This window comes from Marinobacter bohaiensis, from assembly GCF_003258515.1.
GTDB lineage: Bacteria > Pseudomonadota > Gammaproteobacteria > Pseudomonadales > Oleiphilaceae > Marinobacter_A > Marinobacter_A bohaiensis.
The window spans coordinates 168,556-184,925 of the sequence record NZ_QGEH01000005.1 but is presented as its reverse complement, the minus strand read 5'-3'; the positions used below and the strand labels follow the sequence as shown (position 1 = coordinate 184,925).

The 16,370-nt window shown below is 57.3% G+C and carries 23 protein-coding genes; 20 read left to right on the top strand and 3 right to left on the bottom strand.

The genetic code is table 11. From position 1 onward, the window contains the following. The first annotated feature begins 107 nt into the window (after positions 1–107). The 14 genes from DKK67_RS19080 to DKK67_RS19025 all read left to right on the top strand — a co-directional run bounded on the left by DKK67_RS19080 (position 108) and on the right by DKK67_RS19025 (position 9,858). Positions 108–614 (top strand): hypothetical protein, encoded by a 507-nt coding sequence (locus DKK67_RS19080; protein ID WP_111498113.1) that lies wholly within the window; start codon positions 108–110, stop codon positions 612–614. Positions 615–707: 93 nt separating this feature from the next. Then, the gene (locus DKK67_RS19075) at positions 708–1,133 is read left to right on the top strand and encodes a hypothetical protein (protein WP_111498112.1); all 426 of its coding nucleotides are present in this window, start codon (positions 708–710) and stop codon (positions 1,131–1,133) included. 94 nt (positions 1,134–1,227) lie between these two features. Then, positions 1,228–1,707: a hypothetical protein gene (locus DKK67_RS21685; protein ID WP_162628882.1), complete on the top strand. Its 480-nt coding sequence runs from the start codon at positions 1,228–1,230 to the stop codon at positions 1,705–1,707. A gap of 75 nt (positions 1,708–1,782) precedes the next feature. Beyond that, positions 1,783–2,667, top strand: a complete 885-nt coding sequence (locus tag DKK67_RS19070; protein WP_111498111.1) for a type I restriction enzyme HsdR N-terminal domain-containing protein — start codon at positions 1,783–1,785, stop codon at positions 2,665–2,667. Between the two features lie 56 nt (positions 2,668–2,723). After that, entirely contained in the window at positions 2,724–4,331 is a 1,608-nt protein-coding gene (locus DKK67_RS21680) for a hypothetical protein (RefSeq protein ID WP_162628881.1), read from the top strand. 95 nt (positions 4,332–4,426) lie between these two features. Beyond that, complete coding sequence (locus tag DKK67_RS21675; protein ID WP_162628880.1) at positions 4,427–4,780, top strand: hypothetical protein; 354 nt, start codon at positions 4,427–4,429, stop codon at positions 4,778–4,780. Between the two features lie 232 nt (positions 4,781–5,012). After that, positions 5,013–5,408, top strand: a complete 396-nt coding sequence (locus tag DKK67_RS19060) for an ester cyclase (protein ID WP_111498109.1) — start codon at positions 5,013–5,015, stop codon at positions 5,406–5,408. Between the two features lie 164 nt (positions 5,409–5,572). Continuing rightward, positions 5,573–6,079 (top strand): GNAT family N-acetyltransferase, encoded by a 507-nt coding sequence (locus tag DKK67_RS19055; protein WP_111498108.1) that lies wholly within the window; start codon positions 5,573–5,575, stop codon positions 6,077–6,079. 111 nt (positions 6,080–6,190) lie between these two features. Beyond that, positions 6,191–6,709, top strand: a complete 519-nt coding sequence (locus DKK67_RS19050; protein ID WP_111498159.1) for an AAA family ATPase — start codon at positions 6,191–6,193, stop codon at positions 6,707–6,709. An 85-nt stretch (positions 6,710–6,794) separates the two neighbouring features. Beyond that, complete coding sequence (locus DKK67_RS19045; protein ID WP_111498107.1) at positions 6,795–7,139, top strand: hypothetical protein; 345 nt, start codon at positions 6,795–6,797, stop codon at positions 7,137–7,139. A 125-nt stretch (positions 7,140–7,264) separates the two neighbouring features. Continuing rightward, a complete protein-coding gene (locus DKK67_RS19040; protein WP_111498106.1) occupies positions 7,265–7,903 on the top strand; it encodes a glutathione S-transferase family protein in 639 nt (212 codons plus the stop codon). Positions 7,904–7,982: 79 nt separating this feature from the next. Continuing rightward, complete coding sequence (locus tag DKK67_RS19035) at positions 7,983–8,558, top strand: YdeI/OmpD-associated family protein (protein ID WP_111498105.1); 576 nt, start codon at positions 7,983–7,985, stop codon at positions 8,556–8,558. Between the two features lie 120 nt (positions 8,559–8,678). Then, positions 8,679–9,347: a DUF899 domain-containing protein gene (locus DKK67_RS19030; protein WP_111498104.1), complete on the top strand. Its 669-nt coding sequence runs from the start codon at positions 8,679–8,681 to the stop codon at positions 9,345–9,347. Between the two features lie 37 nt (positions 9,348–9,384). Continuing rightward, positions 9,385–9,858, top strand: a complete 474-nt coding sequence (locus DKK67_RS19025; protein ID WP_111498103.1) for a hypothetical protein — start codon at positions 9,385–9,387, stop codon at positions 9,856–9,858. A 37-nt stretch (positions 9,859–9,895) separates the two neighbouring features. On the opposite strand, the gene DKK67_RS19020 is transcribed toward DKK67_RS19025, so the two are convergent. Then, positions 9,896–10,315: a DUF7282 domain-containing protein gene (locus DKK67_RS19020; protein WP_111498102.1), complete on the bottom strand. Its 420-nt coding sequence runs from the start codon at positions 10,313–10,315 to the stop codon at positions 9,896–9,898. Between the two features lie 165 nt (positions 10,316–10,480). Between DKK67_RS19020 and DKK67_RS19015 the strand changes: the two genes are divergently transcribed. From DKK67_RS19015 to DKK67_RS18990, 6 genes are all read left to right on the top strand, one after another. Further along, on the top strand, positions 10,481–11,710 hold the full coding sequence (locus DKK67_RS19015; RefSeq protein WP_111498101.1) for an RNA polymerase sigma factor: 1,230 nt from the start codon (positions 10,481–10,483) through the stop codon (positions 11,708–11,710). A 92-nt stretch (positions 11,711–11,802) separates the two neighbouring features. Continuing rightward, the gene (locus DKK67_RS19010) at positions 11,803–12,249 is read left to right on the top strand and encodes a YybH family protein (RefSeq protein WP_111498100.1); all 447 of its coding nucleotides are present in this window, start codon (positions 11,803–11,805) and stop codon (positions 12,247–12,249) included. 100 nt (positions 12,250–12,349) lie between these two features. After that, the gene (locus tag DKK67_RS19005) at positions 12,350–13,216 is read left to right on the top strand and encodes a YciI family protein (RefSeq protein ID WP_111498099.1); all 867 of its coding nucleotides are present in this window, start codon (positions 12,350–12,352) and stop codon (positions 13,214–13,216) included. Next, positions 13,213–13,593 carry a YciI family protein gene (locus tag DKK67_RS19000; protein ID WP_111498098.1) on the top strand — a complete coding sequence of 127 codons (381 nt, stop codon included), beginning with the start codon at positions 13,213–13,215 and terminating at the stop codon, positions 13,591–13,593. Before DKK67_RS19005 ends, DKK67_RS19000 begins: the two co-directional genes overlap by 4 nt. A gap of 11 nt (positions 13,594–13,604) precedes the next feature. Next, complete coding sequence (locus DKK67_RS18995; protein ID WP_111498097.1) at positions 13,605–13,982, top strand: VOC family protein; 378 nt, start codon at positions 13,605–13,607, stop codon at positions 13,980–13,982. Between the two features lie 276 nt (positions 13,983–14,258). After that, positions 14,259–14,981: an SDR family oxidoreductase gene (locus tag DKK67_RS18990; RefSeq protein WP_111498096.1), complete on the top strand. Its 723-nt coding sequence runs from the start codon at positions 14,259–14,261 to the stop codon at positions 14,979–14,981. A gap of 72 nt (positions 14,982–15,053) precedes the next feature. On the opposite strand, the gene DKK67_RS18985 is transcribed toward DKK67_RS18990, so the two are convergent. After that, positions 15,054–15,689 (bottom strand): ChrR family anti-sigma-E factor, encoded by a 636-nt coding sequence (locus DKK67_RS18985; RefSeq protein WP_111498095.1) that lies wholly within the window; start codon positions 15,687–15,689, stop codon positions 15,054–15,056. Then, positions 15,686–16,333: a sigma-70 family RNA polymerase sigma factor gene (locus DKK67_RS18980; RefSeq protein WP_111498094.1), complete on the bottom strand. Its 648-nt coding sequence runs from the start codon at positions 16,331–16,333 to the stop codon at positions 15,686–15,688. The genes DKK67_RS18985 and DKK67_RS18980 overlap by 4 nt, the downstream gene beginning before the upstream one ends. Between the last annotated feature and the right edge of the window lie 37 nt (positions 16,334–16,370).

The window sequence follows — 16,370 nt, the reverse complement described above, 5'->3', positions numbered from 1 at the left end:
GTACCGAAACCGCCCGTAGGGCGACATTATCGAGAACGCACGATTATTCGATATCGCGGAACGCGGTCTAATTACTGTTATGCATCTCGGTTGGACATAGAATGGGAATGACTCCAGAGCAATTTCTCGAAGCGTTCGTTGATCAGAACCGACTCGATTGCCATGAAAGGCCCGGTGACGTGCGCAGAGGCTTCAATGCTGCCGTCTCGTGCTCCCACTTAGCCGACCATTACTTGGCCTATAACAAGCGCCACTGCCCTGAGAAGGTTGTTGCATTTGACACTATAGGCGACCTTGTAAACTACCTTTCAGAAGAGACGGAAGGCGCCTTTCGCGATATTCGAAGTGTCTCAAATGCCTACAAGCATTTATATACCGAGGTAGGGCCCTTTTCACGCCATTCTACTGTCAATTCCTGTGGCGCAATTGAGGGGGGCACATTTTCCTCCGAAGACCAGATTATTGAAATTCATGAAGAGTATCTTTCTGAAGACAAAGAAAGCGTTCGGTCTGCGGTGATCATTAAGAGGAAAGACGGATCACGATTTGAGCTGCTACCTGCGCTAGACAAGACTGTAGAGCGATTCTACGACCTAGTGTTTGCCGATGCATAACAAATCGCTCAAGTATGTTCCGGCCCTTCGGGCCTACACCGGACGCGGCTAAAGCCGCGCCGCTTAGCTCAAACGTTATGGCAAAAGGAGAATTTGAGTCTGGGCTTCCTGAAGAGCAGTTCAATTTTGGTGTTTTGGTTCCTGCTTTTCGGTCCGGGTATCGGTGGATATACCCTGGCTCAGTTGATGGGTAGCCCATCGACAGATGATCCCGGATTTCCCAACCTTTTCTTGTTTTCCTACATCGTTGGCCTGGTGCCAGCCTTTATTGCAGCAATTTTTGATGGGATTCTGCTCTGGAGTTATAAGGGGCGCGAGGAAGAGATAAGTTTAAGCTTTGCCGTCCTATTGGGTGGCTTATCTGGCGTATTGGTTGCTCTATGTTTCGGCATATTCTTTGATCTCTGGTCAGGTAGCAGGTCGGTGGCGGTCTCTCTGGGCTTTATTGCCGTATTTGCGGTGCCTGGAGCAGTCTGTGGTATTTTCAACAAAACGGCATGGCGGCAGTTGTCGCCATAACAAGGCCAGTCACGGCGACGTCTACTACATTGCGGCTTCGCCTCCATTTCGTAGCCGCGCGTGCTGAATGGCGTTATATGAATAAGTCCGAGACATGAGAAATTTCAAAGAATTCAAACAGTCCTATCTGAAAGAACGAAGTGAGCATGTTGAGGGCAATTTTTTCACGCTATTTGGTTTTTTCTATCGGCTAGTAGGATCAGAAAGATACTGGCTGAAATTTATAGAGCGTGAAACGAGTATCGCTCGATACGGTGTGGCGTGGCTGTCTGAACTTCTCAGTAAAAAGGCTGTAACGAAGAATGAGCTAAACGATTACATGCTGGCTCTCAAAAATACCAACTCAAAAATTTCAGAGCGTAGTAATTTTATTCTTATCTTTGTTAGTGCGATCTCAGTGCTTGGTTTGAGCTCTTTGAATACTGTTTTTTCAGAGCACTTTTCCAGTCCTCCCAAGGTATTTCTATTCGCTATTGCGCTGATTATTGTGGGAGTGCTCATCGAGAGAGCTCGGGGACAATTTCGAATTGCAATCCACGAAGAGTTGATCAATGTGATCGACCGATGCATATAACCAATGCAGGCAAGGGACGCTCCTGTCGTCGCGCCCCTGCTGCAAGCGTTATGCCCTTTGAAACGGAGAGCAGCTTTGAAATTCGAGAAAGCCTTTAATCCTATTGAAGACTTTGATTTTGAGGCTCTAGAAGACTCTGATTTCAGAGAGGATTCGGTGAGGGAAGAAATTATCTCTCCCATCATAAAAGCTGTGGGTTACAGCACAGCGAGGCCTTTCAAGATAATTCGAAGCAAGCCTCTAAAGCACCCCTTCGTTTCAGTTGGTAGCGCCAGAAAGAAAATTACGTGCATCCCGGACTACCTATTCGAAGTGAATGGAGAGTTTGCCTGGGTTCTCGAAGCTAAAGGGCCAAACGAGAATATTCTCGAGGGAAAGCATGTGGAGCAAGCGTACTCATATGCCATTCACAGTGAGATTCGAGTACCGCTATTTGCGCTATGCAACGGAAGAGAATTCGCTCTTTACCACATCAGCAAGGGCGAGCCGATTCTACATTTCGATATGAGGTCATTAGCCAAATACTTTGACAACCTGAAAAAATATGTTTCTCCAGAGAATGTTACTAAAGCGGACTTTAAGCTGGCTAAAGACTTTGGCCTACACCTGAAGCGGCTTGGATTTCATGAATTTGAGAGTTTAATTTTTCCCAATGTGCCCGTTGGGTTTATTGCACAGCTAGATCCAGACCTATTTACAACAGGTTCAGGAATAAAATCCGAAGAGGGTGATAGTTATGTAATGACATTTGACTTCGGTGAAGAAATACTCAAACAGTTGAAAGGAAAGATTCCTGACCAAGCAATCGAAATGTTGCTTAAGCGCGAAGACGGCCATAGAAAGAATGTTCAATTTTCTGACGGAAATTTCCACGTTAATATTGACTGCCGCGTAGGCCATGAATTACAAGAAAATTCTGATGAAATATTCTTGCCATTCATCATCAATCGAGTACTTTAGGCATAACCAGTGCAGGCACGGCGACGCCCATTACATTGCGCCTTCGGCTTCATTTCATGGGCGCGCATGCTGCTGGCGTTATGTTTCTACCCTTAAGGAGTAATACATTGGGCCCGGTGTGCAGCATCGATGACTGTTCAAGAGAGGTTTTTGAAAACACCACTGAGTGTGTCCTTCATTGCCAGAAAGGTGACTATTCTCATGACTTCCAAAACAAAGGGATATTGAGAAAGTTTTATGATGCTTTAATCGAGTACATAGCTGAATCAGCTTTTAAATGGAAGCGACCGGACAACCCTGGATTAGTCAACATAGAAGCAGTTAAAACCTATCTCCACGAAGATGTAGGTGACGATGAAGTAATCGCATTTTCAAATGACGAAATAGTAGTATTTGATTTTATTTTTTTTCCATGCAGGGATAGCAGAGATGATTTTGATTATCTTAAGGTTCTAAGAAAAATAAAAGGTGCTCATTTTAACTACTGCAAATTCACGGCGCACTCAGTCGAGATTCCAGAAGTTGAGGCATTTTTCCAAGATTGTGAGTTTTTTCAATGGTGGAGTATTACACAATCTAAACTACTGGGGAATATAAATAATGTTTTATATCAAGGGTGCCTTTTCAGAGAAGGTGTAAGTTCATACGCAGATGACAATCATAATGCGTTGCTAGACATACCTCTTTTTAATAACTGCTCCTTTGATAAAGCCCTTTCGTTTGGAAATGTCATCATAAAAAAGCCTGTATTTAATAACACGGATGGCGTCTTAGTTAAAATTAATAGTTTGCGAATTGAAAATTGTGAGATTGAAGAAAAGTTTGTGCTAAATAAATTGGTGGCGAGGTATTTATTAATAGAGGATTCAGAGTTCAAAGCCAAGGTTGAGCTGAAAGAAGGACAGATTGACGAGGTCAAATTAATAAACACTAACTTTAAGGGTCTTTTTGACTCCTACTCTTCAGAATATGGAAGTTTTTATTGCTATAAAATCATATATAGTGATTTTGTGGGCTTTGAGAAGTGCGAGTTTGCAGCTTTAGAGGGCGACAATGAGCTAAATAAAGTCTCAACGTTTAGATATGTAACATTTTTAGATTTTACAAATTTTAGAAACTCTAAGTTTAATCAAGGCCTTGATCTTGAGGACGCGAATCTAAAGGAAGCGCCAAACTTTCTGAACATTAGTTTGCTGTCTGATAACACAAATAGAGAGACTTTAAGAATAATAAAAGACTCTTTTGATAAAATCGGAAATCATATCGAAGCAAACAAATTTTTCGCCTATGAAATGAGAAAATATAAACAAGAGCTATCCGGTAGGCCTATCAGCCAAGAAAGGCTGATATTTTGGCTGAACGAGAAAGCCTCTCGATTTGGTCAGAGCTACTTGTTGCCTGTTTTTTGGGTTTTTGTGTTCTCGATATTTTATTACTTGTTAATTGTCGGGCATGAAGGAAACTATCTATACAGTATCGTGCCATCCGCCAATGAGGCGATTAGTTCGATTTCAAATTTTATAAATAGCATCGCATCAAATATAATACCTTTTAAAAAACTGCTTAGAGAAGGTATGGAATTAATTAGCCTTGTGTTCTATGTGATTTTCGCAAGTTTGATATGGCAAACAATTGTGGCTGTAAAAAGACACACAAGGCGTTAATGGAACATAACAATCGGCTGCACGGCGACCGATTTTGCGCCGCTTCGCGGCACCAAACCGGCGCGTGAGCCGGGCGTTAAACCTGAGGATGAGCAATGTTAGAGCCAGAGGCTGATCTGAGATACAGGGTTAATAAATCAGAACTTATTTGGGTTCTAGAGCGGAAATCTTCTGGTTTAGCCGTGCCTCATATTGAAATAGTAGATAGTATCGAACGGACCGTACACGAGCGCGAGGGTAAGAAAGGGCTATACGTTCAATACCAAAGTATATGGCGGCCCCTGCATCCAGCCTCTGAATTCGAAGAGCTGCTGCGCTTATCAAAGGCAGAGAAAATATATCTGTTCTCTAATGAGTGGGGTGTTTCACAAGTTAACCCTGCATCAATTGAAAGACTAACTCCGGCGGCATGTATTTACACTGATGAGTCTGGCTTCGATGAGGTTTAACCAGGCAGTCAACCGGACGCCAAAAGCGTGGCGCTTTTGGTTCCCTCCGCTGCGCTCCGGCGCCGGATACCGCAGGCGTTGAGGCTGTAGAAAAAGCACCACAACGAAGACACCGGCCGCCTGGTGTACGATCCGGCTGTAATCCCCTCAGAAGTGGGGGAGCTCTACTGCGTCGTTAAGCGTCGATGCGCCCTTCCAAGCGATGGTCGAGTCTTGCTGTGAGGAGTCCTGGATGACCCAGTCCGAACTATCGAACATCTATCGAGACTACATCGCCTGCTTGAATGGGCAGGGTTGGACGTCGTTGGGACGTTTTGTTGATGATGACGTCAAGCACAACGGGGAGCGACTCGGAGTATCAGGCTACCGGCGCATGCTGGAGAGAGACTTTTCCGAGATTCCCGATCTATCCTTCAACATTGAGTTGCTGGTTTCCGATCCTCCCTACATAGCCAGCCGGCTCCGCTTCAACTGTACGCCAAAGGCGCGATTTCTTGGCCTGGGTGTACACGGAAGAACGGTGTCCTTTGCCGAGAACGTCTTCTATGAATTCCGCGACGAAAAGATTGTGCAGGTATGGTCCGTAATCGACAAAGCGGCTATTGAGGCGCAGCTCCTGACGAACTGAGCAATGCCTAACCCCTCCATTGAGCGGACGCCTACTGCTAACAGGCGTCACGCGCCGGCATTAGGCTCTCATGTCGACCGTTATACCGAGGTAAAGAAATGAGGCAGGTCGCAGCAATTTTGAAAGTGTTCTGCCGCCTTGTTAACCCTTAAAGAGATCAGAAATTGAACATTAAGATTCGTAATGAGCGTAAAGGGGATGTTGAGCCAATCCACCGAGTTACAGTGCTGGCTTTTCAGGATGCTCCTCATACTGATCACACCGAGCCGTTTATTGTGAAGGCTCTTCGCCGGGCTGATGCGTTGTTTCTGTCTAAAGTCGCCGAATCCGATGGAGACGTTATCGGTCACGTTGCCATTTCTCCAGTAAGCGTTTCAGATGGCTCTGCTAATTGGTTTGGACTCGGGCCGATCTCGGTGCTGCCTGAGTATCAGGGTAAGGGGATTGGCTCGAAACTCATGGAGAACGTGTTGGCTGGCCTGAAAGAGCAGGGTGCGGCGGGCTGCGTGGTACTTGGAGACCCGGGTTACTATGGGCGTTTTGGCTTCAAGGTTGTCGATGGTTTGGTTTTCCCAGGGGTTCCTGTGGAGTATTTCCAGGCACTCTCGTTTGGTGATGATTTTCCGCAGGGAGACGTTGCGTACCACGAGGCATTCTCGGCACGGGATTAACAATTGGCCGCGCAGTGCCGGTTTTCCGCCGCTAAGGAGGTCGATCATTTAAGCCGTTAAGGCAAGCGACGATATACGCGCCTGCTTAAAGCCCTGATGGGACGCACCACCATGCACATCCTTGTCACCGGAGCCGCCGGCTCCGGCACCAGCACGCTCGGCGAGGCCCTCGCCAACGAGCTGAATGCCGCTTTCATTGAGGCTGATGATGTCTATTGGCTGGAAACGCATCCGCCGTTCACGGAGAAAAGACCGGTTAAGGAACGGCAGAGGCTGATGCTAGCTCGTATGGAGCGTCATCCGAGCGCAGTGGTTTCAGGGTCGGTGATGAACTGGGGCGAGCGGGTTGAGAACGCGTTCGACGTGGTGATTTTTCTCTATGTCGAAGCGTCTGTCCGCCTGGAGAGGCTGCGGGAACGCGAGGCTCGTCTTTTCGGCGCGGCCGATCCCGGTTTTCTGGAATGGGCAGCGCAGTATGATCAGGGAACCGCGCCGGGTCGAAGTCTCGCCAGACACCTGGCTTGGCTGGAAGCCCGCTCATGTCGCGTCATCAAGCTCGAAGGCGCTATGTCGGTGTCTGAGCAACTGGAGATTCTGAGACAGGACGGTCTAATTAGGCGCGGCAGTTGATTGCGTTTTTACGGGCTTCGGTTTCCAGAGGGTTGGCAGGCCGGCTCACCATCAACGACGACATCTGGCACAGGGAAAGCCCGCCATGAAGAAAACGCTACTGATCGCGTTGTTCCCGCTCACCACCCTGGCGTCCACCCTCGAAACCCCGCACTACCGCATCGAGATCGAATCCAACTGCGTCGAGGGCGAGGTAACCTGCGACCGGATGACCTACCATGGGACCAGCAAGATCAGCGGAAACGCCATCAGCCTTGAAGGCCGCACCTGGCACACCACCTGTGCGGATGGCGTGACGCCCTGTCGGTTCCTCGGCTATCGATTCGAGAACGGCGCCGTGACGTACCGGGTTCATGAAGACGGCCTGCTGGAAGTGGTGCGTCACGGCGATGAGGTGTTGGTGCATGAGCAGGGGACTTGGCAAAGGTAGCGTGTCGCCTGATGGACCGGTCGCGTGGCTTTCCCGGATTTGTGTACCAGACCTGTCGATTTCACCGGGCCCCGGTCGACTAGGGGAGGCAGAACATGCAACCGGCACCGAACCAAGGAGCCACCATGAATACCCTGATCCTGACCACCTTCGACTGGGTGCCCGATCTGCCCCGGGGCTACGTGCGCGACCTGCGCGTACGCTGGGCGCTGGAAGAGGCCGGCCTGCCTTACCGGGTCGAGAGCGTGCCGTTTCGCGACCGGGCGGCCGCGCATTTCGGGCACCAGCCGTTCGGGCAGGTGCCCTGGCTGACCGATGGCGACCAGTCCATTTTCGAGAGCGGGGCGATCCTGTTGCATCTGGGGGAGCTCAGCGATGCGCTGTTACCGACAGATGCGCGTCAACGCAGCGAAGCCATCCAGTGGGTCTTTGCGGCGCTCAATTCGGTCGAGATGGCGAGCCTGCCCTGGTCTCTGGCCCGGTTCCTCGAGGACAACTCGGAAACACCGGCGCAGAAGCACCTGGAAGACTTTCTCGCCGCCCGACTGCGACACATGGAAAGCGTGCTCGCCGGGCGGGATTGGCTGGTGGATTCTTTCTCGGTGGCGGACATCCTGATGGCCGACGTGCTGCGTCTGGTGGACCGGTTCGACGGGCTGGCGGATTACCCGGCCTGCGCCGATTACGTCGCCCGCGCCTCGGCACGCCCGGCTTTCAGGAAGGCCTACGCCGACCAGATGGCCCATTTCGCGGCGGCAGACTGAAAGAAACCATACGCGAGGCTGGACGCGCCGGGCGGCCGATGCTTAGCTGGGTGTGATTCGCAAACAGGGAGACGCGACCATGAGCCCGAGCGACACCCCGGCCCGGTTCCAGGCCACCATCCTGCGCCCGGCCAGGCCCGATGGCGACGCGGCCTGGGCGTTCGTGGTGCTGCCCAAGAGCGCCAGCGATACCCTGCCGCGCCGGGGCCGGACCACCGTTGATGTCACACTGAACGGCCATGGTTTTCAGGCCACACTCGACCCGGATGGGCAACTGAGCCACTGGCTGCGTTTGGGGCCGGAGACGCTCGAATCCGCCGACGTGGCGGTGGGGGAGACGGCGTCCTTCGAGATCGCCCCCGTCGCGCAGGAACCTGAGCCCGACATCCCGCCGGATTTTCAGGCGGCCCTGGCGGCGGCCCCCGAAGCGCGTGCGGTGTGGGAGGCAACCACCCCCATCGCCCGCCTGGACTGGATTCACTGGATGACGTCCGCCAAGCAGGCCAGGACGCGGACCAAGCGGATCCACGATGCCTGCGACATGCTCGCTTCGGGTAAAAAGCGCGTGTGCTGCTTCGATCCGTCCGGGTATTACAGCAAGGCTCTGAGTGCGCCCAAGGCACTGGATGAGGATCCCGCGAGCGCCCCGTCCTGATCGTTCGGTCGGTTGTTTCGGTGGGATCGCGCGCTTCCGGGGAAAATCCTGCCGACGGGTGTCGAAATCGCGTTGTCCCAGACGACAAGAGGATGCACACGCACCAAAAGGAGCGCATCCATGAGCTCACAACCCACAACATTTCCCCGAATCGCCACGCAGGACGAATGGGAGCGGGCCCGCGAAGCCCTGCTGGCGAAAGAGAAAGCCGCGACCCGGGCGCAGGATGCTCTCGCGGCGGAGCGGCGCCGGTTGCCGATGGTGCCCGTTGAGGGCGATTACCGGTTTACCGGACCGGAAGGCGAGGTGTCGCTGCTTGACCTGTTCCAGGGCCGGCGGCAACTGATCGTCTACTGCGCCATGCTTGAGCCGGGGGCGACGCCCTGCCAGGGCTGTTCGATGGTGATGGACAACATTGGCGACAATCTCGTCCACGTTCGCGCCCGGGACACGACGTTCGTTTTTACGTCGCCGGCGCCGCAGGCCGAGATCCGGGCCCTGCAGACGCGGATGGGCTGGGACGCGCCCTGGTACACCGATCACGACCGCCGTTTCGCCGATGCCTTCGGTGCCGGCACGTGCTTTGCCTTGAACGTGTTCATCCGCGACGACGATCAGCGCCTCTACCGCACCTACTTCACCAATAACCGCGGCGTCGAGCTGTTCGACACCAACTTCCGCCTGCTGGACCTGACCCCGTACGGCCGCCAGGAAACCTGGGAGGACTCGCCCGAGGGCTGGCCGCAGACGGCACCCTACGAGTGGTGGCGGATGCACGATGAGTACTAGGATATAGAAACCAAACCCAATCGCAGGAGGCGATGTGATGTCATGGAAGACCCGGGCGCTGATGCGCCTGATCGGTACTATTGTTTTATCGACCGCCGCAGGTGGGGCCTTTGCCGGCGAGCCGAAAGACTATCTGGCGTCGAAGACGTTCCTGCTCGAAATCCGCTACTGCGCCTGCCCGGCCTCGGCGGCGGACGCGCCGATGGCGCTGCTGCCGTCGTTTCTGAGTGATTCGTCGCTGCTGAAGGTCGATGTGGCGCCGCCGGATCGCGGCTTTGTGGCGTCCGGGACCTTGGCGATGGGGTATTCGCTGTCGCCGGTCCAGGGCCAGCCGGGCGCGTTCCGGTTTGAGTACGCGGCGCGCTATGCGGTGAATGGCGGTGAGTCGTCGGGCGAGGGCGGGCTGGTGATGGAGGAGGGCCGCTGGCTGCCGCTGTTCGGATCGCACCAGACGGGAAGCGACGGCGCGCAGGGCAGTGGCGTTGCGGTTCGGCTGAAGACCGTTCAGTAACGAAACGGCGGGACCGCATCGGGCCCCGCCGGTGACGTCATTCCGCCATAATCACGGTCATGACCAGGTCGCCGTCCATGCGCACGGGACCGTCTTCCTTGGCGCCAAGGGTGTATTCGAAGTGGCCGGTTTTCATGCCGCCATCTTCACCGTGGATCATGAGCATCAGGTGATCGCCGGCGCTGACGTCTTCGGTCAGGATGGCGGCGACGTCCATGTTCTTACCTTTCTTGAGCGGCGCGTGACCCACCACCGGGCCCGGCTTGCCGCTCTCGTCGGTGCGGTGCACGACCAGCCAGCCGTTGGTGTCGGTGGTGACTTTCTTGGCGGTCACCGTGCCGGCGGCCACGTCCTGGTTATCCGCCCAGACACCCATCTTCATGTTGTCCATCGCCAGGGCCGGTGTCGCGCCCAGGGTGGCCATCAGAAACGCACTGCACATCAGGTGTTTTTTCATGGTTCTCTCCTTGCCATTGGATAATAACCCATCGGCGTCTTTGTCGTTCTCGATGGGGTTACAGGCAGCTACGCCCCGGGCGGCGAATCGGTTGCAGTTGCAATGCAGATTTTTTGGGCGTGCAATCGAACCGATCCCAATCCGGTTCTGAGCTAGGCTTCCTCCATGAACGAACGACTGCAGCAACTCTACTGCTCTGAATCCCGTCCCGTGCTGGCAACCCTGATCCGCCTGCTGGGGGATTTCGACCTGGCCGAGGAGGCTCTGCACGAGGCCTTTACCGCCGCGCTCCAGCAATGGCCGGAGCGGGGCGAGCCGGATAATCCGCGTGCCTGGCTGGTGTCCACCGGCCGCTTCAAGGCCATCGACCAGCTGCGCCGGCGAGCCCGGTTCGACGCCTCCCGGGAAGAACTGGTGCGGCAACTGGAAGATCAACTGGACGAGGAGGAAGAGCCGTCCGAGATCGAGGACGACCGGCTGCGTCTGATTTTCACCTGCTGCCACCCCAGCCTGGCGCCGGAAGCCCGCATCGCGCTGACCCTGCGCGAAGTCTGCGGCCTGACCACTGAGGAGATCGCCCGCGCTTTCCTGGTGGGCACACCAACGCTGGCTCAGCGCATCGTGCGCGCCAAGACCAAGATCCGCGACGCGGGCATTCCCTACGAAGTGCCGGGCCGGGAGCAGATCGCCGAGCGCCTCAACGGTGTGCTGCACGTGCTCTACCTGGTGTTCAACGAGGGGTATGCGGCGTCCTCCGGCGAGCGGCTGATCCGCCACGACCTGGCCCGGGAGGCCATACGCCTGACGCGACTGCTCCAGCAACTGCTGCCCGAGCCGGAAGTGCTGGGCCTGCTGTCCCTGATGCTGCTGCAGGATTCCCGCCGCGACGCCCGGGTCACGGCCGGGGGCGATCTGATCCTGCTGGAGGACCAGGACCGCAGCCTCTGGCACCAGGAGCAGATCCGCGAAGGCTGCGATGGCGTGCTGCGCGCCCTGGCCAGCCAGCGTTTCGGGCCGTACACCCTGCAGGCGGCCATCGCCGCCGTGCACGCCGAGGCGCCGTCGGCGCAGGAGACGGACTGGGCCCAGATCGTCGGGCTCTACGATGCCTTGCTGGCCATGCAGCCCTCGCCGGTGGTGGCGCTGAACCGGGCGGTGGCGGTGGCCATGCACGAGGGACCCGCCCACGGCCTGGCGCTGGTGGATGAACTGCTTGAAAAAAAGCCCATGGCGGCGTTTCACCTGGCCCACGCCACCCGGGCGGAGCTGTGCCGTCGCCTTGGTCGCGCCGACGAGGCTCGCGCGGCCTACCGCAGGGCCCTGGAACTGGCGACCCAGGAAGCCGAACGGCGGTTCCTGCAACGCCGCCTCGATGAACTGGGCACCGCCCCGTAAAAAAGTTTCCCACCTGTCGATTCCTTGTCCGGCCGTTCGACTACCTGATGAACCACCCCACAAGCGGGCCCATCACGACAAGGAGGCAACCCATGACAACACGACACAACGACGCCGCCGCGGAAGACGCTATCCGCACGCAGCTCTCGCAGTGGCAGGAAGCCGTGGTCAGCGGCGACGTGGCGCGCATCATGATGTTCTACGCCGAAGACCTGGTGGCCTACGACGCCGTCGTAGCACTGCGTTTCAAGGGCCGCGAGGCCTACCGCAAGCACTGGCAATACTGCATGACCCTGTGTTCCGGCCCGTTCGAGTTCAAGCTGCACGAAATCGACGTCAGTGTGGCGGACGACCTGGCCTTCGCTTTCTTCCTGGTGCATTGCGGCGGCACCAACGAGCAGGGCGAGATGCAGACCGGCTGGATGCGGGGTACCTCCTGCCTGCGCCAGGAGGCGGGCGAGTGGAAAGTGGTGCACGAGCACTTCTCGGCGCCGTTCGACCCGCAAACCATGGCCATCATCCAGGACGCACAGCCTTGAGCGAATTGAGGGCTCGACAGCCCTGAGCGAAAGAACAGCCCTGAGCGAACGGACAAGCCCTGAGCGAACGGACAAGCCCTGAGCGGGCAGGAGGAATACCATGCGATTCATGATCATTCGCCGCGCCGATGCGGACACCGAGGCCGGCGTCATGCCGTCGGACGCCATGCTCCAGGCCATGGGGCGCTACAACCAGTCGCTGATGGACGCAGGCGCCTTTCTCGACGGCACCGGCCTGCGGCCCAGCCGGGACGGCGCCCGGATCGATTTCCAGGACGGCGAGCCCGTGGTCACCCAGGGACCGTTCGCCGAAACCCGCGAGCTGATCGCCGGTTTCACGATGATCGAGGCGGACTCCATGGCTCACGCCCTGGCGTTGGTCAAACAGTGGCCGCCGGAAGACGCGGATGGCCATACCCACCTGGAACTGCGCCAGCTCTACGAACTGGACGACTTTGTCGAAGGCGAGGGCGTGGGTATCCACAAGGACCTGGAACAGCGCCTGCAGAAGCAGCCCGTCAGTATCGGTACGCACCTGCTGTTTCGCGGGGATTGCGCGGAGGCGTTCGCCTTCTATGCTGATGTTCTGGGAGGCCGGGTGGAAGCGGCCATTCCCTTTGGCGAATCGCCCATGGCCGAGGAGGTTGAGCCCGCCTGGCGGGACAGGATCCTGCACGCTCACCTGAGCCTGGGCAAAGGTTACCTGATGGGCTGCGACGCGCCGCCCAACCACTACCAGACGCCCCAGGGGATGAGTGTGCAGGTGGAAGTCGACACGGCGGCGAAAGCCGAGCAGGCCTTCGCCCGGCTGGCGGAAGGCGGCACCGTCACCATGCCGATGGAAGCCACATTCTGGGCCGAGCGTTTCGGCAGTGTGATCGACCGCTTCGGCATCGCCTGGATGATCAATTTCCCTGGCTCTGCCGGGGCGGACTGTCCCATGGGCAAACGGGAGAACGAGGCATGAAATACCTGGCGCTGGTTTACTACGACGAAGCCATCATGAATGGCATGCCCCAGCACGAGTGGGACGCGCTCAACCGGGAGTGCATGGCCTGCGTGGAAGGCCTGGAAAGCAGCGGGCACTTCATCACCGGCAGCCCGCTGCTCCCGACTAGCAGTGCCACTACCGTGCGCGTGCGCGACGGCAAGCTGTCCCTCACGGACGGCCCCTTCGCCGAAACCCGCGAGCAGCTGGCGGGGTTCTACATGCTGGAGGCACGTGACCTGAACGAGGCCATCGGGCTGGCGCAGAAGATCCCGCCGGCGCGCTACGGCTCGGTGGAGGTGCGCCCGGCGCGAGAGCTGGTGGCGGAAGGCAACGTCGCTGGCGGCAACGGATAGGGAGGCAGGCTATGGGTGGCATCGCTTATTTTGAAATCCAGGTGGACGATCCGGAACGTGCCCTGGCGTTTTACGGGGACGTGTTCGGCTGGCGCTTCGTCAAACAGGACGGGTTGCCCGTGGCCTACTGGCGCATCGAGACGGACGGCATGCACGGCGGCCTGCTGCAGCGCCCCTGCCCGGCACCCCCGCTGGGCCAGGGCACCAACGCCTACGTGTGCTCGGTGGGCGTGGACGACTTCGACGCGACCGCCGCCCGCATCGAGTCCCTCGGCGGCCAGGTGGCCCTCGCCAAATTTGCCGTGCCCGGCCTGTGCTGGCAAGGCTATTTCATCGACCCGGAGGGCAACACCTTCGGCCTCTTCCAGCCGGATTTCGATGCCGGCTAGGGCGCCGTTGGGCGATTCCCGCGCATAAAAAAGCCACGCCCAAGGGGGCGTGGCTGGACAAGCAAGTGGGCCGCTCTCCGGGCAATCGCCCGTCGAAGCAGGCCATACTCATTCAGAGACACTAATCAACGCCTTCCATTCTCCAGTTTGTCGCTTCCGGCAACAGGTCAGAAGCTGACAAGTGTCGGTCATTTCCGGTCAATGCCGTGCTGGCGGTCTGTCGCAACAGTTGCGGCGTATTCCCTGCCAGAACCCCTTAGCAATTCCGGAGGCAGGATGGAACGCATAGTGATTGCTGGCGTCAGTGGCGGCATCGGGAAAGCCCTGGCGGAGGCGCTGTTGGATCGGGACGACGTTGCGGTGATCGGTCTGTGCCGGGAGCCGGCGCGGTTGTCCGATTGGGCGGCGCCGGCGGGCGAGCGGCTGACGCTGCTGCCCTGGGACGCTGGCTCGTCTGGCCTGGATAGGGCGGCCTTGCCTGGGGATCTGGAGCTGGACGGGGTGATCTACGCCGCCGGCATCCTGCACGGCGAGGGGCTGAGTCCCGAGAAACGCCTGGAGGATCTGTCGGCCGACAGCCTGCTTCACGCCTACCAGGTGAATGCGGTCGGTTTCCCGATGCTGGTCCAGTCGCTGCTGCCGTACCTGCGGCATAAGCGGCTCAAGCGGTTGATGGCGATTTCCGCCAAGGTGGGATCGATCGGCGACAACGGTTTTGGCGGCTGGTACGCCTACCGGGCCTCGAAGGCCGCCCTCAATATGCTGGTGAAGAATCTCTCGGTGGAGCTGCCGCGCCGGGCCAGACCGGTCACCTGCGTGGCGGTGCATCCGGGCACCACACGGACCGAACTCAGTGCTCCGTTCCAACAGTCCCTGGCGCAATTGCAGGTGCACGACGCCAGCGATACCGCGGCGAACCTGCTGGGTATCTACGATGGGCTGGCTGAAGCCGATAACGGGGCGTTCCTGAGCTGGGACGGTTCAACGCTTCCCTGGTGAGAGGCAGGCAAAAAAAAGCCCCGGGAAGGGACCGGGGCAAGCGAGTTATTCAGGAAGGACGCAGATCGCTTCTCAGCGAATAAACGGGTTGAGCAGACGGGTGAAGGTTCCGGTCAGTTTCAGCGGCGCGCTGAGCACCGACAGGGTGATGCAGTCGTCCCCTTCCAGGGCCACCGGGCGGTGCTCGTCGTGCTGGTCCAGGACCACGAAGTCCCACTGCTTGAACACCCCCTTGTGATCGGTGAAGGCGCCTTGCAGCACGATGGTGGTTTCCACGCCGCGATGGGTGTGGGCCGGTGCCTTGCCGCCGGCGTTGAGTTTCTGCAGCACCACCTTCTCCGGCTGGCCGGGAAACAGGTCGGTAATGTCCAGCACGCTGACGTCGGCCAGTTGGCGCTTCCAGGGCAGGTGGTTCAGGTCCTCGCCCAGCAGGCGTTCGAGCGGATTGCCGCGCGGTATCCTGGGCTCGGGTATCGACGCCGGCTCGTCGTCGATCCGCGACATGATCCGGTCGAACGCGTCGACGGAGACGTCGACCCGGCTCTGTTCCTCCATCATCACCGCACCCAGGCTGTCGAGCGTATCCACGCGGCTGCGACAGTGCGGGCACTGATCCAGATGGAGACGAATGCACAGCGCGTGCGGGTCACTCAGGTTCCCGGCGCTGAATTCCATCAGGGTGTGACTGTCAGGATGATGCTGGCTCATGCGTTCTCGTCCTGCAAAATGACCTTGAGCTTGTTCAGGGCAAGTCGGACCCGGCTCTTGACGGTGCCGAGCGGAATCTGGAGTTCGTCGGCGACCACCTGGTGCGACTTGTTTTCCATGTAAACTTTGGCGATCACGGTGATCTGTTCTTCCGGCAGATGCTGGAGCGAATCACGGATGCGGCGCTCTGACATGATGCGGTGCAGGGAGGTGACCGGTTCGTTCTCGTCATCGCCGGGGATCTGCCAGAGGTCCTCGGTTTCCACGGTCATTTCCGCCCGCGAGCGTTGCATCTTGCGCAGCATGTCGATGCGCTGGTTCCGGGCAATGGTGAAAATCCAGGTGGAGGCGGCGGCCTTGCGCCAGTCATACAGGCAGGAGCGGCGCCAGATGGAGACGAACACTTCCTGCACCAGTTCCTCGGCCTGACCGGCGAGCCCGTTGGCCATGGCGTAGTACTTGATCTGCGGGCCGAAGTGCTCGAACAGGGCGCGGTAGGCTTCCCGATCCTGGGATTTGCCGACCTTTTCCAGCAATGGGCTCCAGGGATCCTTGCGACCTTCGGCACGGCTGGAGCCGGGGTTGGGCGTGGACACTGAGCGGTCCCCTGTCGTGGCTGCGTTCGAACGTGTAGTTGTGATCATTCTATGTGCTCGCCATGAATTTGTCAGTTGACCGATT